This is a genomic window from Clostridium sp. HBUAS56010 (assembly GCF_007115105.1).
Lineage (GTDB): Bacteria > Bacillota > Clostridia > Lachnospirales > Lachnospiraceae > Lacrimispora.
In genome coordinates this window covers 263,673-282,946 of record NZ_SULJ01000002.1, presented here as the reverse complement: position 1 = coordinate 282,946, position 19,274 = coordinate 263,673, and the positions used below count along the sequence as shown (strand labels likewise).

Below are 19,274 nucleotides of genomic sequence, written 5' to 3'. Positions count from 1 at the left end.
TAAAAGAAAAAGGGAGCGTATCATCATGAAGGGTGATTTTTTAACCAGAATCCGTCTGGAGTACAACCAGTTTACAAAAGCGGAAAAGAAAGTAGCAGATTACATTCTTCAAAATTCCAGAGAGGTTCTTTTTATGTCCATAACTGGTCTGGCAGAAGCGTGTGAAGTAGGAGATACCAGCGTGTTCCGTTTCTGTAAAACGCTGAATTTAAAGGGGTATCAGGAGTTTAAGATGATGCTTTCTTTAAGTCTTCATGATGAGACAACGGGGCAGGGGAGGCTGGAAGGAGATATCAGCTTGAAAGATTCTTTTGCAGAGGTCTCCAGAAAGGTTCTTAATACCAATATGAGTGCTTTAGAGGAAACGTATTTCCTTTTGGATGAAGAACAGTTTTCAAAGACCATTGATTGTCTTCATGATGCAAAACGGATTTGTTTTTTCGGCGTTGGTGCCAGTATGATATCCGCTTTAAAGGCTGCAAATAAGTTTATGAGAATTGAACCAAAGGTATTTTGTATTCAGGATGCACATATGCAGGCAATGGCAGCCTCTATGATGGAAAAAGGGGAAGTGGCTGTGCTTTTTTCCTATTCCGGAGCAACAAAGGATACCATACATGCAGCCGAACTTGCGAGGAAAGCAGGCGCAGTTACGATCTGCATAACGAGATTTTTAAAATCGCCTCTTACTTCTTTTTCAGATATAACTCTTTTATGCGGTGCCAATGAAGGCCCTTTGCAGGGCGGATCAACATCATCAGAGATCAGTCAGCTCTTTTTAATTGATTTGATGTATACGGAATATTATAGAAGGTATTTTGAACAGTGTAACAGGAACAATGAGAAAGTTTCTGCTTCTGTGCTTGATAAAATGTATTGAGAATATGATTATAAGAAAACAGGAAAGGAGAGATCCCATGGAAGAACAGAAATTTCGAAATAAAATAACCTGGTTTACCTTTCTATTCAGTATGCTGGTTATATGGGTTCACTCCTACAATGCGGTGCTTTTTCTTGGAGGTACAAAAGCAGCTTACCAGGCGGATTATATGGAGCGTTTTTTAGGAAATACGGTAGCTCAGATGGCTGTTCCGGGTTTCTTTCTGATTTCTTCCTATCTGTTTTTCCGCACTTTTACCATAGAAAGAATCTGGCAGAAATGGAATTCGAGAATCAGGAGCATTCTTGTTCCCTATATTGTATGGAATTTTCTTTATTATATCGGGTATGCGGCAGGAAGCAGAATTCCGGTTCTCTCTCAGATCATTGGAAAAGGCAGAATTCCATTTACAATTAATCAGGCAGCAGGTGCGGTTCTTCATTATACTTATAATTACGTGTTCTGGTATCTGTATCAGCTTATTCTTCTTGTTCTTTTTGCTCCTCTTATTTATTTCTTTATCAGGCGTAAGATTACGGGAATCTTATTTCTTTCTGGTTTATTTGCAGCCATCTATATGGGCTGGAACCTGCCCTTTGTAAATCTGGATGCCATGTTCTATTATTCGTTTGGCGGATTTGCAGCAATACATGCAAAAGAGGCAGCAGAAAGTGTCTGGAGCAGGAAGAAATTTTTTCTTGGAATATTTCTTGTGATAGCAGCACTATTTCTTTATAAATTTGATTTTCCAGGAGAAGCAAAGGGGGAGATGGCGGCTTCAGCAGTTATATTCCGATTGTTTGTTCCACTTTCTTTGTGGCTGGCAGTCCCAGAAAAATATCTTTTTCCAGCAGAAGGCTATATGAGTCAGAACTTCTTTTTATATGCCCTTCATTTTGCCATAGTGCGGCTTATAAACAAAACAGGAGCATTTCTGCTCCCGTCTGTTCCCTTGATTCCACTTATTATTTTTCTAGCCATGCCGGCGGTCTGTGTGTGTATCAGTTATCAGATCAGCCGTCTGTTAAGACGGTTCCTTCCAAGAATCTGGTATCTGTTAAACGGAGGTCGATGACCAGCGTCCAGATGCACCGCAGGGCAGGATCAGCCCTGTCTTTGTAACGGGCAGTCCAACTTCTTCTGCTTTTACTTCGCCGCCGAACTTGTCTCTGACCTCTGTTGAAATCATGTAAGACAGTACAGAAGGAGCAAGCCCGGTGGTATAAGAGTTAATAAGGAAGAAAACCGGTTGTTCAGAGAGAATCTGAGTGCAGAGTTTAACAAGAGGGTAAATGGCATCTTCAATCTTCCAGATCTCGCCTTTTGGACCTCTTCCATAAGAAGGGGGATCCATGATAACCGCATCGTAACGGCTGCCTCTTCGTATTTCTCTTTCCACAAATTTCACACAGTCGTCAACGATCCAGCGGATAGGCGCATCTTCAAGACCAGAAGAACGGGCATTTTCTTTTGCCCAGCCAACCATACCTTTGGAAGCATCTACATGGGTGACGGCGGCACCAGCCTTTGCTGCGGCTAAAGTAGCGCCTCCCGTATAGGCAAACAGGTTAAGCACTTTCACAGGTCGTCCGGCTTTTTTAATCTTATCGCTGAACCAGTCCCAGTTGGCTGCCTGCTCCGGGAACAGGCCTGTATGTTTAAAACTAAATGGTTTTAATTGAAATGTCAGTTCTTTATAACCAATGGTCCATTGTTCAGGAAGATGAAAGAATTCCCAGTCGCCGCCGCCTTTGGCACTTCTGTGATAATGTCCGTTCATCTTTTTCCAGCCTTTTTCTGTCTTTGGGGTGGACCAGATTACCTGCGGATCAGGGCGCACAAGAAGATAGTCTCCCCAGCGTTCCAGTTTTTCTCCCTCTGAACAATCTATCACTTCATAATCTTTCCAGCCATCTGCAATCCACATAATTGGCGCCGCCCTTTCTTTTATCAATCATTTGTTTTTATGATTCTATGATTATACTGGAAACAGTCAAGAGCGTCAAGTATGCTAAAATGTCTATCATTGCAGGAGCATTTTTGAAAAGGAAGTGAAGAGAAATAATTTTGTAATAGAATTGAAAGATTAAAACAGTTGAATTATCCTCCATTAATTGTTAGAATAAATAATAATAAAAGGAAATCCCTGTAAGGAGTGACGATATGAAAAGAAAAGGTCTCATTGTTCTGGCAGTAGCTGCTGTGCTGGCTGCAGGTACTGTGTCAGTGAATGCCTGGGCGGCAGAGGGCTGGACTCAATCTGGAAATACCTGGATGTATAATGATTCAAGCGGGAATAAGATGACGAATGTCTGGAAAAAAGGTGCGGACAACTTATGGCGTTACTTAAACAGCAGTGGTGAGATGGCAGTGAATACCTGGGTGGAGAACATTTATTATGTGGATGCCAATGGAATTTTAGTAACGGACAAGTGGATGAAGTTCCAGGATAATAACTCTACTGAATATAGATGGTATTATTTTGGAAGCAGCGGAAAAGCCATTATGGATAACTGGTCCAAGATTAACGATAAATGGTATTATTTCGATTCCAACGGAGAGATGCAGACAGGCTGGGTTCTGGATGATATGTATTACTGCGGCAGCGGGTCAGACGGTGCCATGAGAACAGGCTGGCAGAAGATCTATGGGCCGGACAGCAACTATGATTCCAACAGAATAAGTCCTGGAGACAATGATGATGGAAAGGCCTGGTATTATTTTGGCGATAACGGCAAGAAGTTTGTGCCAAAGAACTTTTCTGGAGACTATGGAACCTATAAGATCAACGGAGTTGCCTATTGTTTTAATTCAGAAGGTGCGCTTCAAACCGGCTGGAAGAACGTGGGCGTGGATAATGCGGAACATGAGATTCAGAATTACAAGTACTATGATGCCGGCGGAAAGATGAGAGTGGGCTGGTATTCGGTGGAACCACCAGAGGATATAGCCGGATATGAGGAGAGTGTGGAATGGTTTTATTTTTCTACTGCCGGAGTTCCAAAGACTGGTCCCAAAGAAGGAAAAGCAACCACCCAGAATTTGATTAAGATCAATGGTAAGACCTATCTGTTTAATGATCTTGGTAATCCAGTGTATGGTCTGCAGAAGGTTTCCATTGGCGGTACCTCTGATTATACCGCATTTTATTTCGGAGATAAGAAGACAAGTACCATGCAGAAAGGCAGAATTAAAGTAGTAGAAGGGGATGGAAGTGACGCTACTTATTATTTCAGCGACAGCGGACGGGGATATACAGGCGTAAAAGATGGTTACCTCTATTATATGGGGAAACTCCAGCAGGCTGAGAGTGGAAACAGATATGAACCGATTGCGATTCCCACCGGAAGTACTACAACCACTTATGTGGTTAATGCCTCTGGAAGAGTAGCTAAGAATACAAGCGTCAAAAGTGCGGAGGGCGTAAAATATAAAACCGGAAGCAATGGTAATTTATTAAAGGTAGATGAAGAAAAACCTTCTGGAAATGAAGGCAGGACTCCTACAGAACCAACCTGGAAATAAGAAAAAAGTCCAAAAGGCGTAAAACCTGAGAAAATCAGATTTTACGCCTTTTTTTTCAAAAAAATGCTTGCATTGTAAAAAAAAGTGTGCTATTATGTTAAGGCTGTGGCATGATAGCTGTGAAACGTGAGGTTGCTGCTTATAAAAGCAGGTTTTCCGTGGAGCGAATGTCAAGTTAGGAAACTGGCGACAAGTCACTGTACAATTTAAGATTCTGTTCTATGGAATGGAAATTCTGTGTGAGGTCTGTTTGGACACACACGGGAGCGTGTACAGTCACCGCTTGTCGTACTTCTACTAAGTGCGAAAAGGAGGCGACTTTTTTTATGGCAAGTCAAGTAATGAGAATCACATTAAAAGCGTATGATCATCAGTTAATCGATCAGTCAGCAGTCAAGATCATCGACACTGTAAAAAAGACAGGATCTAAAGTGAGCGGACCGGTACCGTTACCAACCAAGAAGGAAGTGGTAACAATTTTAAGAGCGGTTCACAAATACAAAGATTCCAGAGAGCAGTTCGAGCAGAGAACTCACAAGAGACTCATTGATATCATTACACCAAGTCAAAAGACAGTTGATGCATTATCCAGATTGGAAATGCCAGCAGGTGTATACATTGATATCAAGATGAAGAACAAATAATCTTCATCAAAAACATTTTAGGTAATATCCTGAAGGGTTTTAATATAGAAGTAACACTTTTTCCTGTAAGGAATCAACATCTCTGCCTGGCAGAGTCATAGTGTTCCACATATATTGGGCTGTTCTAGGATGATTGCTCAGGCAATCCGCTGTAGAATAAACAAACAGGAGGTAAAAACATGAAGAAGGCTATTTTAGCGACTAAAGTCGGAATGACACAGATCTTCAATGAGAATGGAGTATTAACTCCAGTAACCGTTCTTCAGGCTGGTCCTTGTTCCGTAACACAGATCAAGACCGTTGAAAACGATGGTTACAGTGCAGTACAGGTAGGTTTCGTTGATAAGAGAGGGAAACTTGTCAGCAAGCCGGTAAAAGGGCATTTTGATAAGGCTGGTGTATCTTATAAAAGATATGTAAGAGAATTCAAATTTGAGAATGCTGCAGAGTATTCTGTAAAAGATGAAATCAAAGCTGAGATCTTCGCAGCAGGCGATAAGATCGACGTAACCGCAATCTCCAAAGGTAAAGGTTTCCAGGGTGCTATTAAAAGACATGGTCAGTCCAGAGGACCTATGGCTCACGGTTCCAAATTCCACCGTCATGCAGGTTCCAACGGTTCTGCTTCTGACCCAAGCAAGGTATTTAAGGGCAAGAAGATGCCAGGACAGATGGGTAACAAGAAAGTGACTATCCAGAATCTTGAGATCGTTCGAGTTGATGCAGAAAGCAACCTGATTTTAGTTAAGGGTGCTGTACCAGGACCTAAGAAGTCTTTAATAACAGTTAAGGAAACAGTAAAAGCAGCGAACTAATGCTTTTATAAGAAAGGAGGATCATACAGATGGCAAACGTATCTGTTTACAATATCGAAGGTAAAGAAGTTGGTACATTAGAGTTAAACGATGCAGTGTTCGGTGTGGAAGTTAATGAGCATCTTGTACACATGGCAGTCGTAAGCCAGCTTGCAAATAAACGCCAGGGCACACAGAAAGCAAAAACACGTTCTGAAGTATCCGGCGGCGGAAGAAAACCATGGAAACAGAAAGGAACCGGTCATGCCAGACAGGGTTCAACAAGATCTCCACAGTGGACAGGCGGCGGAGTAGTATTCGCACCAACACCAAGAGATTATACAATCAGACTGAACAAGAAGGAAAGAAGACTTGCTCTTAAATCCGCTTTAACCAGCAGAGTGAACGAGAATAAGTTCATCGTTGTTGATGATTTAAAGTTTGACGAGATTAAGACAAAGAAATTCCAGACTGTATTAAATAACTTAAAGGTATCCAAGGCTTTGGTTGTTGTTGGAGACGACAGCACAAACGCAGTACTGAGCGCAAGAAACATTGCTGCTGTTAAGACTGCATTTGTTAATACAATCAATGTATACGATATCTTAAAGTACAACACAGTTGTTGCTACCAAGACTGCTGTTGCAGCAATCGAGGAGGTGTACGCATAATGGCAGATATTAAATATTACGACGTAATCCAGAGGCCTGTAGTAACTGAGAAGAGCATGAATGCAATGGCTTCCAAGAAGTATACATTCATTGTACACACAGATGCTAACAAGACTATGATTAAAGAAGCTGTTGAAAAGATGTTCCCAGGTGCTAAGGTTGCTACTGTGAACACCATGAATTTAGAAGGAAAGACCAAAAGAAGAGGTACAACTTTCGGTAAGACTTCTAAGACGAAGAAAGCGATTGTTCAGTTAACTGCTGACAGCAAAGATATCGAAATCTTCGAAGGACTGTAAGATCAGAACATCTGGTTCCGGAGTTTGATCCATTTAAAGGGATGAGACAGATACTCCAGATTGTGCAAGGGTATCATCGGGACCATAAAATGATGGGACGATAGAAACAGTTCGTCTATGTGATGAACATTATATCACGATAAACAAGATACGCCAGGCGGCGTTGAAAGGAGAAATAATCATGGGAATCAAAAAGTATAACCCATATACCCCTTCCAGAAGACATATGACCGGTTCTGATTTCAGCGAGATCACAAAATCAACTCCTGAAAAATCTTTGATCAGCAAGACAATCAAGAAAACAGCTGGCCGTAACAATCAGGGTAAAATCACAGTGAGACATCGCGGAGGCGGCGTTAAACGTAAATATAGAATTATTGACTTTAAGAGAAACAGCAAAGATGGAATTGTAGGAACTGTTGTTGGTGTTGAATACGATCCAAACAGAACTGCTAACATCGCTTTAATCAGCTATACAGATGGTACAAAAGCATATATCCTTGCTCCTGCTGGTTTAACAAACGGAATGAAGGTTATGAGCGGTGCGTCTGCTGAAGCTAAAGTTGGTAACTGCTTACCATTAGGCAACATTCCAGTTGGTGCACAGGTTCATAATATTGAACTTTACCCTGGAAAAGGCGGACAGTTAGTTCGTTCTGCAGGTAATGGCGCACAGTTAATGGCAAAAGAGGGCAAGTATGCAACTCTTCGTCTTCCTTCTGGCGAGATGAGAATGGTTCCGATCAACTGCAGAGCAACTATTGGTGTTGTTGGCAATGGCGATCACAACCTGATCAACATCGGTAAAGCTGGTAGAAAACGTCATATGGGATTCCGTCCTACGGTACGTGGTTCTGTTATGAACCCGAATGACCATCCTCACGGCGGTGGTGAAGGCAAGACTGGTATTGGCCGTCCAGGTCCAAGTACACCATGGGGCAAACCAGCACTTGGCTTAAAGACCAGAAAGAAAAACAAGCAGTCTAACAAGTTAATCGTTAGAAGTAGAGATGGAAAAACCGTTAAATAATTAAAGGAGGTTAGAATCTATGGCTCGCTCACTAAAAAAAGGACCATTTGCAGATGCTCATTTACTCAAAAAAGTAGATGCTATGAACGCAGCAGGACAGAAGCAGGTAATTAAAACCTGGTCTCGCCGTTCTACGATCTTCCCACAGATGGTTGGACATACAATTGCAGTTCATGATGGCAGAAAACACGTTCCGGTATATGTTTCAGAAGATATGGTTGGACATAAACTGGGTGAATTCGTTGCTACAAGAACTTACAGAGGACATGGCAAAGACGAGAAAAAGTCAGGCCGTAAGTAAGAACCAAACAAACTCCCGCCGGGCGATCGTAAGGATTCCCAAAGGGCGTTATAGTTGAAAGGAGGATTCACCATGGCTAAAGGACATAGAAGCCAGATTAAGAGAGAAAGAAATGCTCAAAAGGACACCAGACCATCAGCAAAGTTATCCTATGCTAGGGTTTCTGTTCAGAAAGCATGTTTCGTATTAGATGCCATCAGAGGCAAAGACGTACAGACAGCACTTGGTATTGTACTTTACAATCCCAGATATGCTTCTTCTTTAATAGAGAAGTTATTAAAATCAGCAATTGCAAACGCTGAGAATAACAACGGTATGGACCCTGCAAAACTTTACGTAGAGGAATGCTTTGCAAACAAGGGACCGACAATGAAGAGAGTAAAACCGAGAGCACAGGGCCGCGCTTATAGAATCGAAAAGAGAATGAGCCATATTACGGTTGTGCTTAATGAAAGATAAGGAGGCAAAGAATGGGACAGAAAGTTAATCCACACGGCTTAAGAGTCGGTGTTATTAAAGACTGGGACTCAAAATGGTATGCTGAAGCTGATTTCGCAGACAACTTAGTAGAAGATTATGCGATCAGAAAATTTCTGAAGAAGAGATTATACAGTGCCGGCATTTCTAATATTGAAATTGAAAGAGCATCCGATCGCGTGAAAGTTATCATTCACACAGCAAAGCCAGGTGTCGTAATTGGTAAAGGCGGCTCTGAGATCGAGAGATTAAAGGTTGAGGTTCAGAAGCTTACAGATAAGAAATTATTTGTTGACATTAAAGAAGTGAAAAGACCAGACAAAGATGCTCAGTTAGTTGCTGAATCAATTGCACAGCAGTTAGAGAACCGTGTATCTTTCCGTCGTGCTATGAAGTCTACCATGGGTCGTTCCATGAAAGCTGGAATTAAGGGAATTAAAGCTGCAGTCGCAGGTCGTCTTGGCGGTGCAGATATGGCTCGTACTGAATTCTACAGCGAAGGAACCATTCCGTTACAGACATTAAGAGCAGACATTAACTATGGTTTTGCTGAAGCAAATACAACATTCGGTAAGATCGGTGTTAAGGTGTGGATCTATAATGGCGAAGTACTTCCAACTAAAGGAAATAAGGAAGGGAGAGATAAATAATGTTAATGCCTAAAAGAGTTAAGCGTCGTAAGCAGTTCCGTGGAAACATGGCTGGTAAAGCGTTAAGAGGCAATAAGATCAGCAACGGTGAGTTCGGTTTAGTCTCTTTAGAGCCATGTTGGATCAGATCCAATCAGATCGAAGCAGCCCGTGTAGCTATGACCCGTTACATTAAGCGTGGTGGTAAAGTCTGGATTAAGATCTTCCCGGATAAACCTGTAACAGCAAAGCCAGCAGAGACCCGTATGGGTTCCGGTAAGGGCGCTCTGGAATACTGGGTAGCAGTAGTAAAACCAGGCCGTGTATTATTCGAAATCGCTGGAGTACCTGAAGAAACAGCGCGTGAAGCATTACGTCTTGCTATGCACAAGTTACCATGCAGATGTAAGATTGCTGCTAAAGCAGATTTAGAAGGCGGTGAATGACAGTGAAAACTAATAAGTATGTTGAAGAATTAAAGGGAAAAACAGTTGCTGAACTGAATACAGAATTAGTAGCTGCAAAGAAAGAACTTTTCAACTTAAGATTCCAGAATGCGACGAATCAGCTTGACAACACAAGCAGAATCAAAGACGTTCGCAAGAACATTGCCAGAATTCAGACTGTTATAACTGAGAAGGCTAAATTAGCTTAAGTTGTAGTTTCTAAAAGCATGACACACACGAGTGCGTGTAAACTTATGGATAGATAAGGCCGGTGAGGCCATAAACTCGAAAGGAGAATACCTAACGTGGAAAGAAATCTTAGAAAAACCCGTACTGGTAAGGTGGTAAGTGACAAGATGGATAAGACCATCGTTGTGGCTATCGAAGACCATGTAGAACATCCTTTATACGGCAAGATCGTAAAAAGAACGTATAAATTAAAAGCTCATGATGAGAAGAATGATTGTAACACTGGCGATACAGTAAAAGTTATGGAAACAAGACCGTTGTCCAAAGACAAAAGATGGAGACTTGTTGAAGTTATCGAAAGAGCGAAATAAATAATTTTCAGGAAGGAGTAATAGGCATGATTCAGCAGGAAACCAGATTAAGGGTTGCCGACAATACTGGTGCAAAAGAGTTACTTTGCATCCGTGTTATGGGTGGATCTACAAGAAGATATGCTAGTATTGGTGATGTTATCGTTGCTACTGTTAAAGATGCAACACCTGGTGGTGTTGTTAAGAAAGGCGACGTTGTAAAAGCCGTTGTTGTGCGTACTGTAAAGGGCGCTCGCCGTAAAGATGGTTCTTATATCAAGTTCGATGAGAATGCTGCCGTAATTATCAAAGATGACAGAACTCCAAAAGGAACTCGTATCTTTGGGCCGGTTGCCAGAGAGTTAAGAGAGAAACACTTCATGAAGATTGTTTCCTTAGCTCCGGAAGTATTATAGGGAGGTGTCGGACTGTGCATAAAATTAAAAGAAATGACCTTGTGAAGGTTATTACAGGAAAAGATAGAGATAAACAGGGCAAAGTTCTTCATGTAGATACAAAGACGAACAAAGTGACTGTTGAAGGAATTAACTTAATTACAAAACACGTGAAACCAGGTGCAGGCAATCCACAGGGCGGTATCGTGCAGAAAGAAGCTGCACTTGATATCTCCAATGTAATGCTTGTTGTTGACGGAAAAGCTACAAGAGTTGGCTTTGACGTAAAAGATGGCAAAAAAGTTCGTGTTGCAAAAGCTACCGGTAAGGTAATCGACTAATTCGGAGAGGAGGAATAAAAATTGGCTAGATTAAAAGAGATGTATAAGACAGAGATCGTAGAAGCTATGATGAAAAAGTTTGAATATAAAAACATCATGGAAGTACCGAAGTTAGATAAGATCGTCATCAATATGGGTATTGGTGAAGCAAAGGATAATGCCAAAGTTTTAGACTCTGCAGTTAGAGATTTAGAGATTATCTCCGGACAGAAAGCAGTTTTAACAAAGGCTAAGAAATCAATTGCAAACTTTAAGCTTAGAGAAGGTATGCCAATCGGCTGTAAAGTTACATTACGCGGCGAAAGAATGTATGAATTTGCTGACCGTCTGATCAATCTTGCGCTTCCACGCGTTCGTGACTTTAGAGGTGTAAATGCTAATGCGTTTGATGGCAGAGGAAATTATGCCCTTGGTATCAAGGAACAGCTTATTTTCCCTGAGATTGACTACGATAAAGTTGACAAGGTAAGAGGTATGGACATTATTTTTGTTACTACCGCTAAAACAGATGAAGAATCCCGTGAACTTTTGACATTATTCAATATGCCATTTGCAAAATAGTAGGAGGAATAATCCATGGCTAAGACTTCAATGAAGATCAAACAGCAGAAACCTGCAAAATTCTCCTCAAGAGAATATAATCGTTGCAGAATCTGCGGTCGTCCACATGCTTATTTAAGAAAATACGGAATCTGCAGAATCTGCTTCCGTGAATTAGCATACAAAGGTCAGATCCCAGGCGTTAAAAAGGCAAGCTGGTAAATATAAGGAAGGAGGCAATTTCAAAATGACAATGAGCGATCCAATCGCAGATATGCTTACGAGAGTTCGTAATGCAAATACTGCAAAACATGATACAGTAGATGTACCTTCATCCAAGATGAAATTAGCTATTGCTGATATCCTTGTGAAAGAGGGATACGTTAAAAAATATGATATCGTAGAAGACGGTGCATTCCAGTCAATCAGAATCACCTTAAAATACGGTAAAGATAAGAATGAAAAAATCATTACAGGTATTAAGAGAATCTCCAAACCAGGTTTACGTGTTTACGCAAACAAAGAGGAGTTACCGAAAGTACTTGGCGGTTTAGGAACTGCAATTATTTCTACAAACCAGGGCGTGATTACTGATAAAGAAGCACGTAACCAGGGTGTAGGCGGAGAAGTATTAGCATTCGTTTGGTAGGCATTGAACACTTAATAAGCGTGAGCTACAGGCGAAACGCGAATTTAGTGTGAAAGCCGTTCTTCGACCAGAGGGAGAAGAACTTCCCTGTGAAACGTAGTGGGACGCAGGAAAAATGCATCTGAAAACAGAGGGAACGAAACGTTCCTTCCGAGAATTTAAGGAGGTAGACGGCATGTCACGTATCGGAAGAATGCCTATCGCAATTCCAGCAGGTGTTACTGTTGCAATTGCAGAAAATAATAAAGTGACTGTAAAAGGTCCTAAGGGAACTCTTGAAAGAGTTTTACCAGCAGAGATGACAATCAAAGAAGAAGATGGTCATATCGTTGTTACCAGACCAAATGATTTAAAGAAGATGAAATCTTTACATGGTCTGACAAGAACATTAGTAAATAACATGATCGTTGGTGTTACAAGCGGTTATGAAAAGAAGCTTGAAATTAACGGTGTTGGTTACAGAGCTCAGAAACAGGGGAACAAACTGATCCTGTCTCTTGGTTACTCCCATCCGGTAGAGATGATCGATCCAGAAGGCATTGAAGCTACAATGGAAGGTCAGAATATCATTTTCGTTAAAGGTATCGATAAAGAAAAAGTTGGCCAGTACGCTGCTGAAATCAGAGATAAGAGAAGACCTGAACCTTATAAGGGCAAGGGAATCAAGTATGCTGACGAAGTGATCAGACGTAAAGTTGGTAAGACTGGTAAGAAATAATTAAGGAGAGTGTAAAGATGGTTAGCAAACAGTCAAGAAGCGAAGTTCGCGTTAAAAAACACAACAGATTACGTAACCGTTTTGCAGGCACTGCAGAAAGACCGCGTTTAGCTGTGTTTAGAAGCAATAATCATATGTATGCTCAAATTATTGACGATACAGTTGGTAAAACTTTAGTTGCTGCTTCTACAGTAGAAAAAGATGTAAAGGCAGAATTAAAGAAAACTAACGACGTTGATGCTGCAGCATATATAGGTTCCGTAGTTGCAAAGAGAGCTATTGAAAAAGGTATCAAGGGAGTTGTCTTTGACAGAGGCGGTTTTATATATCAGGGTAAGATTCAGGCATTAGCAGACGCAGCAAGAGAAGCTGGTCTGGAATTCTAAATAGAAAGGAGAAGACACAGGTGAAACGTACAATTGTTGATGCAAATCAGACAGAGTTAAATGACAGAGTAGTTGCTATTAAGCGCGTATCTAAAACTGTTAAAGGCGGACGTACCATGAGATTCTCTGCTTTAGTAGTCGTAGGCGATGGCAATGGCCGTGTAGGTGCAGGTCTTGGCAAAGCTGGCGAAGTTCCAGAAGCAATCCGTAAGGGAAAAGAGGCTGCTGTTAAGAATATGGTTAATATTCCGATTGATGAAAATAACAGTATTACTCATGACCACATCGGAAAGTTTGGAAGTGCTTCCGTACTTCTTAAGAGAGCTTCTGAAGGTACAGGAGTTATCGCAGGAGGTCCTGCACGTGCAGTTGTAGAGCTTGCAGGTATTAAGAATATCCGTACAAAGTCCATGGGCTCTAACAATAAGACTAATGTTGTTTTAGCTACAATCAAAGGTTTAACTGAGTTAAAGACTCCTGAGGAAGTTGCAAGACTTCGCGGTAAATCTGTTGAAGAGATTTTAGGCTAAGGAGGATAAGAAAATGGCAGATAAATTAAAGATCACATTGGTGAAATCCCCGATCGGTGCAATTCCTAAGCATAAAGCAACTGTTTTAGCATTAGGCTTGAAAAAGCTTCATAAAACAGTTGAAATGCCGGATAACAATGCGGTTAGAGGTATGATCGCAAACGTGCGTCATTTAGTAAAAGTAGAAGAGATCTAAAATAAAGTAAGGAGGTGCAAGCGATGGATTTATCAAATTTACAGCCTGCGTTAGGTTCCAAACACAGCGATAACTTCAGAAGAGGCCGTGGTCACGGTTCAGGAAACGGTAAGACAGCAGGTAAAGGTCACAAAGGACAGAAAGCCCGTTCTGGTGCTCCAAGACTAGGTTTTGAAGGCGGTCAGATGCCTTTATACAGACGTATTCCTAAGAGAGGCTTTACAAACAGGAATTCTAAAACGATTGTGGGCATTAATGTAAGTGCTTTAGAAAGCTTCGACAATGGCACAGTTGTTACTGTTGAATCTTTATTAGAGAGCGGAATTGTTAAGAATCCGCGTGATGGAGTTAAGATCCTTGGAAATGGAGAATTAACCAAAAAGCTTACAGTAAAGGTAGACGCTTTCAGCGAAGGCGCAAAAACCAAAATCGAGGCTTTAGGTGGAACCTGCGAGGTGATCTAATATGTTAAAAACACTCCGTAATGCCTTCAAGGTCAAAGATGTAAGAAAGAAACTTATCTTCACATTTTTGATGCTGGTGGTTACCAGAATCGGTTCTCAATTACCGATTCCAGGAGTTGAAACAAGCTTTTTTAAAGATTTTTTTGCTCGGCAGAATAATGATGCATTCGGATTTTTTAACTCCATGACAGGTAGTTCTTTTACGAATATGTCTGTTTTTGCTCTGAGCATTACCCCTTACATCACATCTTCTATTATCATGCAGCTTTTAACAATTGCAATTCCCAAGCTTGAGGAAATGCAAAAAGATGGTGAAGACGGAAGAAAAAAGATAGCAGAATACACCCGTTATGTAACAGTTGGTCTGGCTTTGATCGAGTCCGTCGCTATGGCGATTGGATTCGGCGGTCAGGGACTGTTAAGAGAGTTTAATGTGTTAAGTATTATCATTGCAGTTGCAACGATGACCGCTGGTAGTGCGCTCCTGATGTGGATTGGTGAGCGGATCACAGAGAATGGTGTTGGAAACGGTATTTCCATCGTCTTGTTATTTAACATCATTTCCAGTGTTCCTACTGATGCGGCAACTTTATATGATCGCTTTATAGTTGGAAAATCAGTTGCTGTGGCAGCTATTGCAGCAATTGTTATCATTGCAGTTATTGTGGCAATTGTAGTGTTTGTCGTTGTCCTTCAAGGCGGCGAGAGAAGAATTCCAGTGCAGTATTCAAAGAAGATGCAGGGACGGAAGATGGTGGGCGGACAGGCTACCAATATTCCATTAAAAGTGAATACAGCCGGTGTTATTCCGGTTATCTTTGCTTCCTCTCTTATGTCATTTCCAGTTGTCATTGCTCAGTTTCTTGGAGATAAGGTTAATTATGACAGCATAGGAGGTCATATTTTAACTGCACTTAATTCATCCAGTTGGGTTCGGATTGACCAGCCCATCTATTCGTTAGGAATAATCGTTTATGTGGCTCTTATCATTGTGTTTGCATATTTTTATACTTCCATCACATTTAATCCGCTGGAAGTGGCGAATAACATGAAAAAGTCAGGCGGTTTTATCCCGGGTATCCGCCCAGGTAAGCCAACCAGCGATTACCTTAACTCAATTTTAAACTATATTGTATTCTTAGGTGCATGCGGTTTGACGATTATCTGTATTATCCCGATTGTAGTCTCCGGTTTATTCAGCGTAGGTCATTTATCCTTCGGAGGTACATCACTTATAATTATTGTCAGTGTTGTACTTGAGACATTAAAAGCAATCGAATCCCAGATGCTTGTGCGTAATTACAAAGGATTTTTAAACGATTAAAGGACAAACCAAGGGAAACATGTCATACGTGTTTCCCTTGGGATTTGTGCTATTTAAGCTTATGTTTCAAAGGAGGGACTGTTGATGAAGATCATCATGTTAGGTGCCCCAGGTGCCGGCAAGGGTACTCAGGCAAAGAAGATTTCCGAAAAATATCAGATTCCGCATATTTCTACCGGAGATATTTTCCGTTCTAACATAAAAGAAGGAACAGAATTAGGAAAAAAGGCAAAGGGCTATATGGACCAGGGAGCGCTGGTTCCTGATGAGCTTACGATTGGCATGCTGATCGACCGTATTCAAAAGGAAGACTGTAGTAATGGCTATGTGCTTGACGGATTTCCAAGAACCATACCTCAGGCAGAAAGTCTAAAGGAAGCCATCTCTAAGATGGGACAAAAGGTTGATTTTGCAATCAATGTAGATGTACCTGACGAAAATATCATTAATAGAATGTCCGGTCGCCGTGCATGTCTGACCTGTGGTGCTACATATCACATTGTGTATAATCCAACCAAGGTTTCCGGTGTCTGTGACGCATGCGGTGCAGAACTTGTATTAAGAGATGATGATAAGCCGGAGACAGTAAAGAAACGTCTGAATGTTTATCATGATCAGACTCAGCCTCTCATTGATTATTACAAAAATGATGGTGTGCTTGTGAATGTTGACGGAACACAGGAATTAAATAAAGTGTTCTCTGATATCGTTTCTATATTAGGAGCATAGTTTATGTCAGTGACGATTAAATCTGCAAGAGAAATAGAACTTATGAGAGAGGCTGGAAGGATTCTTTGCATGACTCACGAAGAACTTGCAAAAGCCTTAAAGCCTGGAATGACAACCTGGGATATTGATCATCTGGGAGAAGAGATCATAAGAAGCTATGGCTGTATCCCTTCCTTTCTAAACTATAACGGATATCCTGCTTCCATCTGTGTTTCTGTTAATGATGAAGTGGTACATGGGATTCCGAGCAAAGAACGGGTTTTAATGGAAGGCGATATTGTAAGTCTGGATGCCGGCGTTATTTATAAAGGCTATCATTCTGATGCGGCAAGGACTTACGGGATTGGGGAGATTACTCCGGCGGCCGGCCAATTAATTGAAGTGACAAGACAAAGTTTCTTTGAAGGGATTAAATTTGCAAAATCTGGCAATCATCTAGGTGATATATCCGCTGCGATTCAAAAATATGCAGAATCATTTGGTTATGGAGTTGTCCGGGATCTTGTAGGACATGGAATCGGTTCTCATCTCCACGAGGAGCCTGAGGTGCCGAATTTTGCCCAAAAGAGACGAGGAATCAAATTAAGACCGGGCATGACCCTTGCTATTGAGCCTATGATTAATGAAGGAACTCCTGATGTAGCATGGCTTGATGATGACTGGACCGTTGTTACAGAAGACGAAAAGTTGTCTGCTCATTATGAGAACACCATTTTGATCACAGAAGGCGAGCCAGAGATTCTCAGCCTGATTTTAAAGGATCATTAAGGAAATGACTATGGAATTAGAAGCTGGATCCCTGGTAGAATCAACAGCCGGACATGATAAAGGCAGTTATTTCTTCATATTATATGAAGAAGGCGAATATATTTATCTGGTGGACGGAAAATACCGGCGTATGGACTGTCCCAAGAAGAAAAAGAAAAAGCATGTAAAACCCCTTTTATGGGAGAAACAAACCCCAGGATCAAAAATCCGGGAGAAAAAGAAAGTCACCGATGAAGAGATCAAACATTTCATCCGATGTTTCAAAAGAGAAGAACAGGTTGTTAGGAGGTAAGATTTATGTCAAAAGCAGATGTTATTGAAATTGAAGGAACCGTTGTGGAGAAGCTGCCCAATGCGATGTTCCAGGTTGAACTGGAGAACGGGCATCAGGTACTGGCTCATATTAGCGGCAAACTTCGTATGCACTATATCCGTATTTTACCAGGAGATAAAGTGACGCTTGAAATGTCCCCTTATGATTTAAGCAAGGGAAGAATCATCTGGAGAGATAAATAAGGCGTTTCGTACTATGACACACCAGGCTAAAGGGTTAATAAATATATAGAAAAAACGCTTGCATTATTTTGGTTTTAGTGATATAATGCTGTAGCGACTTTGTTGAAATACTGGGTGTATTATGCCTAAATGGGCAGCACTGGTTTTAAAATAAAAACACGCTGCGGTATACTCAGAAAGCTCTTTAGAGAAAGGTTCCATCGTTTCCAGAATAAGTCTTAAGGATTTATCAGGGATCGGGGAGCAATTTCGCACATAGGTCCGGTTACCGGACTGTTTGTGCTTTATATAAAGAGCGCATAAAGGAAAGGAGAATTGCTGTGAAGGTTAGATCATCAGTCAAACCGATTTGCGAAAAATGCAAAATCATTAAAAGAAAAGGCAGTATCAGAGTAATCTGTGAAAATCCTAAGCATAAGCAGAGACAAGGTTAAAAATAATTAATGGAGGTGTACTACACACATGGCTCGTATTTCAGGTGTTGATTTACCAAGAGAAAAGCGTGTTGAGATTGGTTTAACTTATATCTACGGTATCGGTAGAACAAGTGCAAGCCGTATTCTCAAAGAAGCTGGCGTTAATCCTGACACTCGTGTTAAGGACTTAACCGATGATGAAGTTAAAAGACTTGCAGAAGTAATTACAGAATCTCAGACTGTTGAAGGTGATTTACGTAGAGAAATCGCTATGAACATCAAGAGACTTCAGGAGATTGGATGCTACCGTGGAATTCGCCACAGAAAGAGCCTTCCGGTTCGTGGTCAGAAGACAAAGACCAATGCAAGAACACGCAAAGGTCCAAGAAAAACTGTAGCAAACAAGAAGAAATAAGAATTACACTTAGTGAGGTATCTCTGAACTTAGTGTGACAGCGTGCCCCGCTTTATCGGGCAAAGCCGTTCTTTGACCGTAAGGGAAGAGAACATCCTTACCAAATTAACAGCGAATCACGTTACATGTTTTAAAAACAGGAATAACAGGATTCAGAATTTCGTACCCTGTGCCGGCTCTTTAAGATTTCCAGGGCAGGGCGGAGCAAGTAAAAAGAAAGTAGGTTAGTTTAAAATGGCTAAAAAAATGTCCACTACTAAAAAAGTGACAAAAAAGCGCGTAAAGAAAAACGTTGAACGCGGACAAGCACATATCCAGTCATCTTTTAATAACACAATCGTGACATTAACGGATACACAGGGTAATGCGTTATCCTGGGCAAGTGCTGGCGGTCTGGGATTTAGAGGTTCAAGAAAATCTACTCCATATGCAGCTCAGATGGCGGCAGAAACTGCTACTAAGGCAGCTCTTGTACATGGTTTAAAATCAGTAGACGTTATGGTTAAAGGTCCTGGTTCAGGCCGTGAAGCAGCTATTCGTGCACTTCAGGCATGCGGTTTAGAAGTAACCAGCATTAAGGATGTAACACCAGTTCCACATAATGGTTGTCGTCCACCAAAACGCAGAAGAGTCTAATTAGGAGGTAATTACA

33 protein-coding genes are annotated in these 19,274 nt (G+C 41.2%); 32 read left to right on the top strand and 1 reads right to left on the bottom strand.

Annotated elements, in window-relative coordinates:
* Positions 1-25: 25 nt before the first annotated feature.
* Complete coding sequence (locus FAY33_RS05995; protein WP_143319853.1) at positions 26-880, top strand: MurR/RpiR family transcriptional regulator; 855 nt, start codon at positions 26-28, stop codon at positions 878-880.
* Positions 881-917: 37 nt separating this feature from the next.
* Positions 918-1,955 carry an acyltransferase gene (locus FAY33_RS05990; RefSeq protein WP_143319852.1) on the top strand — a complete coding sequence of 346 codons (1,038 nt, stop codon included), beginning with the start codon at positions 918-920 and terminating at the stop codon, positions 1,953-1,955.
* On the opposite strand, the gene FAY33_RS05985 is transcribed toward FAY33_RS05990, so the two are convergent.
* Positions 1,938-2,807, bottom strand: a complete 870-nt coding sequence (locus FAY33_RS05985; RefSeq protein ID WP_143319851.1) for a class I SAM-dependent methyltransferase — start codon at positions 2,805-2,807, stop codon at positions 1,938-1,940. The two genes, FAY33_RS05990 and FAY33_RS05985, sit on opposite strands and share 18 nt — an antisense overlap.
* A 236-nt stretch (positions 2,808-3,043) precedes the next feature.
* On the opposite strand from FAY33_RS05985, the gene FAY33_RS05980 reads away from it, so the two are divergent.
* From FAY33_RS05980 to rpsK, 30 genes are all read left to right on the top strand, one after another.
* Positions 3,044-4,405, top strand: coding sequence for a cell wall-binding protein (locus FAY33_RS05980; protein WP_143319850.1), 1,362 nt, complete (start codon positions 3,044-3,046; stop codon positions 4,403-4,405).
* 326 nt (positions 4,406-4,731) lie between these two features.
* Entirely contained in the window at positions 4,732-5,049 is a 318-nt protein-coding gene (gene rpsJ, locus FAY33_RS05975; protein WP_143319849.1) for a 30S ribosomal protein S10, read from the top strand.
* 179 nt (positions 5,050-5,228) lie between these two features.
* Positions 5,229-5,864 carry a 50S ribosomal protein L3 gene (rplC, locus tag FAY33_RS05970; RefSeq protein ID WP_143319848.1) on the top strand — a complete coding sequence of 212 codons (636 nt, stop codon included), beginning with the start codon at positions 5,229-5,231 and terminating at the stop codon, positions 5,862-5,864.
* 29 nt (positions 5,865-5,893) lie between these two features.
* Positions 5,894-6,514, top strand: coding sequence for a 50S ribosomal protein L4 (gene rplD, locus FAY33_RS05965; protein WP_143319847.1), 621 nt, complete (start codon positions 5,894-5,896; stop codon positions 6,512-6,514).
* Positions 6,514-6,813: a 50S ribosomal protein L23 gene (gene rplW / locus FAY33_RS05960; RefSeq protein ID WP_143319846.1), complete on the top strand. Its 300-nt coding sequence runs from the start codon at positions 6,514-6,516 to the stop codon at positions 6,811-6,813. Before rplD ends, rplW begins: the two co-directional genes overlap by 1 nt.
* A 181-nt stretch (positions 6,814-6,994) precedes the next feature.
* Complete coding sequence (rplB, locus tag FAY33_RS05955; RefSeq protein WP_143319845.1) at positions 6,995-7,843, top strand: 50S ribosomal protein L2; 849 nt, start codon at positions 6,995-6,997, stop codon at positions 7,841-7,843.
* Between the two features lie 19 nt (positions 7,844-7,862).
* The gene (gene rpsS / locus FAY33_RS05950; RefSeq protein WP_143319844.1) at positions 7,863-8,144 is read left to right on the top strand and encodes a 30S ribosomal protein S19; all 282 of its coding nucleotides are present in this window, start codon (positions 7,863-7,865) and stop codon (positions 8,142-8,144) included.
* Between the two features lie 72 nt (positions 8,145-8,216).
* Entirely contained in the window at positions 8,217-8,603 is a 387-nt protein-coding gene (rplV, locus tag FAY33_RS05945; protein ID WP_143319843.1) for a 50S ribosomal protein L22, read from the top strand.
* Positions 8,604-8,614: 11 nt separating this feature from the next.
* Positions 8,615-9,271 (top strand): 30S ribosomal protein S3, encoded by a 657-nt coding sequence (rpsC, locus tag FAY33_RS05940; RefSeq protein ID WP_143319842.1) that lies wholly within the window; start codon positions 8,615-8,617, stop codon positions 9,269-9,271.
* Positions 9,271-9,696: a 50S ribosomal protein L16 gene (gene rplP / locus FAY33_RS05935; protein ID WP_143319841.1), complete on the top strand. Its 426-nt coding sequence runs from the start codon at positions 9,271-9,273 to the stop codon at positions 9,694-9,696. Before rpsC ends, rplP begins: the two co-directional genes overlap by 1 nt.
* A 2-nt stretch (positions 9,697-9,698) precedes the next feature.
* Positions 9,699-9,905 carry a 50S ribosomal protein L29 gene (rpmC, locus tag FAY33_RS05930; RefSeq protein WP_143320046.1) on the top strand — a complete coding sequence of 69 codons (207 nt, stop codon included), beginning with the start codon at positions 9,699-9,701 and terminating at the stop codon, positions 9,903-9,905.
* 96 nt (positions 9,906-10,001) lie between these two features.
* Positions 10,002-10,256, top strand: a complete 255-nt coding sequence (rpsQ, locus tag FAY33_RS05925; RefSeq protein ID WP_143319840.1) for a 30S ribosomal protein S17 — start codon at positions 10,002-10,004, stop codon at positions 10,254-10,256.
* Between the two features lie 26 nt (positions 10,257-10,282).
* A complete protein-coding gene (gene rplN / locus FAY33_RS05920) occupies positions 10,283-10,651 on the top strand; it encodes a 50S ribosomal protein L14 (RefSeq protein ID WP_143319839.1) in 369 nt (122 codons plus the stop codon).
* A gap of 14 nt (positions 10,652-10,665) precedes the next feature.
* Positions 10,666-10,971 (top strand): 50S ribosomal protein L24, encoded by a 306-nt coding sequence (gene rplX / locus FAY33_RS05915; protein ID WP_143319838.1) that lies wholly within the window; start codon positions 10,666-10,668, stop codon positions 10,969-10,971.
* 21 nt (positions 10,972-10,992) lie between these two features.
* Entirely contained in the window at positions 10,993-11,532 is a 540-nt protein-coding gene (rplE, locus tag FAY33_RS05910) for a 50S ribosomal protein L5 (RefSeq protein WP_143319837.1), read from the top strand.
* Positions 11,533-11,547: 15 nt separating this feature from the next.
* A complete protein-coding gene (locus tag FAY33_RS05905; RefSeq protein ID WP_077609795.1) occupies positions 11,548-11,733 on the top strand; it encodes a type Z 30S ribosomal protein S14 in 186 nt (61 codons plus the stop codon).
* A 25-nt stretch (positions 11,734-11,758) separates the two neighbouring features.
* Positions 11,759-12,160, top strand: a complete 402-nt coding sequence (gene rpsH, locus FAY33_RS05900; protein WP_143319836.1) for a 30S ribosomal protein S8 — start codon at positions 11,759-11,761, stop codon at positions 12,158-12,160.
* 175 nt (positions 12,161-12,335) lie between these two features.
* A complete protein-coding gene (rplF, locus tag FAY33_RS05895; RefSeq protein ID WP_143319835.1) occupies positions 12,336-12,878 on the top strand; it encodes a 50S ribosomal protein L6 in 543 nt (180 codons plus the stop codon).
* 17 nt (positions 12,879-12,895) lie between these two features.
* Positions 12,896-13,264 (top strand): 50S ribosomal protein L18, encoded by a 369-nt coding sequence (gene rplR, locus FAY33_RS05890; protein WP_143319834.1) that lies wholly within the window; start codon positions 12,896-12,898, stop codon positions 13,262-13,264.
* Between the two features lie 20 nt (positions 13,265-13,284).
* Complete coding sequence (gene rpsE, locus FAY33_RS05885) at positions 13,285-13,794, top strand: 30S ribosomal protein S5 (RefSeq protein ID WP_143319833.1); 510 nt, start codon at positions 13,285-13,287, stop codon at positions 13,792-13,794.
* Between the two features lie 13 nt (positions 13,795-13,807).
* A complete protein-coding gene (rpmD, locus tag FAY33_RS05880) occupies positions 13,808-13,990 on the top strand; it encodes a 50S ribosomal protein L30 (protein WP_143319832.1) in 183 nt (60 codons plus the stop codon).
* 23 nt (positions 13,991-14,013) lie between these two features.
* On the top strand, positions 14,014-14,454 hold the full coding sequence (gene rplO, locus FAY33_RS05875) for a 50S ribosomal protein L15 (protein ID WP_143319831.1): 441 nt from the start codon (positions 14,014-14,016) through the stop codon (positions 14,452-14,454).
* A 1-nt stretch (position 14,455) separates the two neighbouring features.
* Positions 14,456-15,778, top strand: coding sequence for a preprotein translocase subunit SecY (gene secY, locus FAY33_RS05870; protein WP_143319830.1), 1,323 nt, complete (start codon positions 14,456-14,458; stop codon positions 15,776-15,778).
* A gap of 84 nt (positions 15,779-15,862) precedes the next feature.
* Positions 15,863-16,507, top strand: coding sequence for an adenylate kinase (locus FAY33_RS05865; protein WP_143319829.1), 645 nt, complete (start codon positions 15,863-15,865; stop codon positions 16,505-16,507).
* A 3-nt stretch (positions 16,508-16,510) separates the two neighbouring features.
* Positions 16,511-17,275: a type I methionyl aminopeptidase gene (gene map / locus FAY33_RS05860; protein WP_143319828.1), complete on the top strand. Its 765-nt coding sequence runs from the start codon at positions 16,511-16,513 to the stop codon at positions 17,273-17,275.
* A 10-nt stretch (positions 17,276-17,285) separates the two neighbouring features.
* On the top strand, positions 17,286-17,567 hold the full coding sequence (locus tag FAY33_RS05855) for a KOW domain-containing RNA-binding protein (protein WP_243126615.1): 282 nt from the start codon (positions 17,286-17,288) through the stop codon (positions 17,565-17,567).
* Between the two features lie 5 nt (positions 17,568-17,572).
* Complete coding sequence (infA, locus tag FAY33_RS05850; protein ID WP_143319826.1) at positions 17,573-17,791, top strand: translation initiation factor IF-1; 219 nt, start codon at positions 17,573-17,575, stop codon at positions 17,789-17,791.
* A gap of 320 nt (positions 17,792-18,111) precedes the next feature.
* The gene (rpmJ, locus tag FAY33_RS05845; protein ID WP_003497809.1) at positions 18,112-18,225 is read left to right on the top strand and encodes a 50S ribosomal protein L36; all 114 of its coding nucleotides are present in this window, start codon (positions 18,112-18,114) and stop codon (positions 18,223-18,225) included.
* Between the two features lie 28 nt (positions 18,226-18,253).
* Positions 18,254-18,622: a 30S ribosomal protein S13 gene (gene rpsM, locus FAY33_RS05840; protein WP_143319825.1), complete on the top strand. Its 369-nt coding sequence runs from the start codon at positions 18,254-18,256 to the stop codon at positions 18,620-18,622.
* 234 nt (positions 18,623-18,856) lie between these two features.
* Positions 18,857-19,258, top strand: a complete 402-nt coding sequence (gene rpsK / locus FAY33_RS05835) for a 30S ribosomal protein S11 (RefSeq protein ID WP_024348298.1) — start codon at positions 18,857-18,859, stop codon at positions 19,256-19,258.
* Positions 19,259-19,274: the final 16 nt, after the last annotated feature.

What these genes read in the sequence shown, in the direction of transcription:
- rplN (WP_143319839.1), top strand. Translation starts at nt 10,283, where the DNA reads ATGATTCAGCAGGAAACCAGATTAAGGGTTGCCGACAATACTGGTGCA.
- rplR (WP_143319834.1), top strand. Translation starts at nt 12,896, where the DNA reads ATGGTTAGCAAACAGTCAAGAAGCGAAGTTCGCGTTAAAAAACACAAC.
- rplC (WP_143319848.1), top strand. Translation starts at nt 5,229, where the DNA reads ATGAAGAAGGCTATTTTAGCGACTAAAGTCGGAATGACACAGATCTTC.
- rplV (WP_143319843.1), top strand. Translation starts at nt 8,217, where the DNA reads ATGGCTAAAGGACATAGAAGCCAGATTAAGAGAGAAAGAAATGCTCAA.
- rpsJ (WP_143319849.1), top strand. Translation starts at nt 4,732, where the DNA reads ATGGCAAGTCAAGTAATGAGAATCACATTAAAAGCGTATGATCATCAG.
- FAY33_RS05995 (WP_143319853.1), top strand. Translation starts at nt 26, where the DNA reads ATGAAGGGTGATTTTTTAACCAGAATCCGTCTGGAGTACAACCAGTTT.
- rpsM (WP_143319825.1), top strand. Translation starts at nt 18,254, where the DNA reads ATGGCTCGTATTTCAGGTGTTGATTTACCAAGAGAAAAGCGTGTTGAG.
- rplB (WP_143319845.1), top strand. Translation starts at nt 6,995, where the DNA reads ATGGGAATCAAAAAGTATAACCCATATACCCCTTCCAGAAGACATATG.
- rpsS (WP_143319844.1), top strand. Translation starts at nt 7,863, where the DNA reads ATGGCTCGCTCACTAAAAAAAGGACCATTTGCAGATGCTCATTTACTC.
- rplP (WP_143319841.1), top strand. Translation starts at nt 9,271, where the DNA reads ATGTTAATGCCTAAAAGAGTTAAGCGTCGTAAGCAGTTCCGTGGAAAC.
- FAY33_RS05990 (WP_143319852.1), top strand. Translation starts at nt 918, where the DNA reads ATGGAAGAACAGAAATTTCGAAATAAAATAACCTGGTTTACCTTTCTA.
- rpmD (WP_143319832.1), top strand. Translation starts at nt 13,808, where the DNA reads ATGGCAGATAAATTAAAGATCACATTGGTGAAATCCCCGATCGGTGCA.
- rplF (WP_143319835.1), top strand. Translation starts at nt 12,336, where the DNA reads ATGTCACGTATCGGAAGAATGCCTATCGCAATTCCAGCAGGTGTTACT.
- rplD (WP_143319847.1), top strand. Translation starts at nt 5,894, where the DNA reads ATGGCAAACGTATCTGTTTACAATATCGAAGGTAAAGAAGTTGGTACA.
- rplW (WP_143319846.1), top strand. Translation starts at nt 6,514, where the DNA reads ATGGCAGATATTAAATATTACGACGTAATCCAGAGGCCTGTAGTAACT.
- rpsH (WP_143319836.1), top strand. Translation starts at nt 11,759, where the DNA reads ATGACAATGAGCGATCCAATCGCAGATATGCTTACGAGAGTTCGTAAT.
- map (WP_143319828.1), top strand. Translation starts at nt 16,511, where the DNA reads ATGTCAGTGACGATTAAATCTGCAAGAGAAATAGAACTTATGAGAGAG.
- secY (WP_143319830.1), top strand. Translation starts at nt 14,456, where the DNA reads ATGTTAAAAACACTCCGTAATGCCTTCAAGGTCAAAGATGTAAGAAAG.
- rplO (WP_143319831.1), top strand. Translation starts at nt 14,014, where the DNA reads ATGGATTTATCAAATTTACAGCCTGCGTTAGGTTCCAAACACAGCGAT.
- infA (WP_143319826.1), top strand. Translation starts at nt 17,573, where the DNA reads ATGTCAAAAGCAGATGTTATTGAAATTGAAGGAACCGTTGTGGAGAAG.
- FAY33_RS05865 (WP_143319829.1), top strand. Translation starts at nt 15,863, where the DNA reads ATGAAGATCATCATGTTAGGTGCCCCAGGTGCCGGCAAGGGTACTCAG.
- FAY33_RS05855 (WP_243126615.1), top strand. Translation starts at nt 17,286, where the DNA reads ATGGAATTAGAAGCTGGATCCCTGGTAGAATCAACAGCCGGACATGAT.
- FAY33_RS05985 (WP_143319851.1), bottom strand. Translation starts at nt 2,807, where the DNA reads ATGTGGATTGCAGATGGCTGGAAAGATTATGAAGTGATAGATTGTTCA.
- FAY33_RS05980 (WP_143319850.1), top strand. Translation starts at nt 3,044, where the DNA reads ATGAAAAGAAAAGGTCTCATTGTTCTGGCAGTAGCTGCTGTGCTGGCT.
- rpsC (WP_143319842.1), top strand. Translation starts at nt 8,615, where the DNA reads ATGGGACAGAAAGTTAATCCACACGGCTTAAGAGTCGGTGTTATTAAA.
- FAY33_RS05905 (WP_077609795.1), top strand. Translation starts at nt 11,548, where the DNA reads ATGGCTAAGACTTCAATGAAGATCAAACAGCAGAAACCTGCAAAATTC.
- rpsK (WP_024348298.1), top strand. Translation starts at nt 18,857, where the DNA reads ATGGCTAAAAAAATGTCCACTACTAAAAAAGTGACAAAAAAGCGCGTA.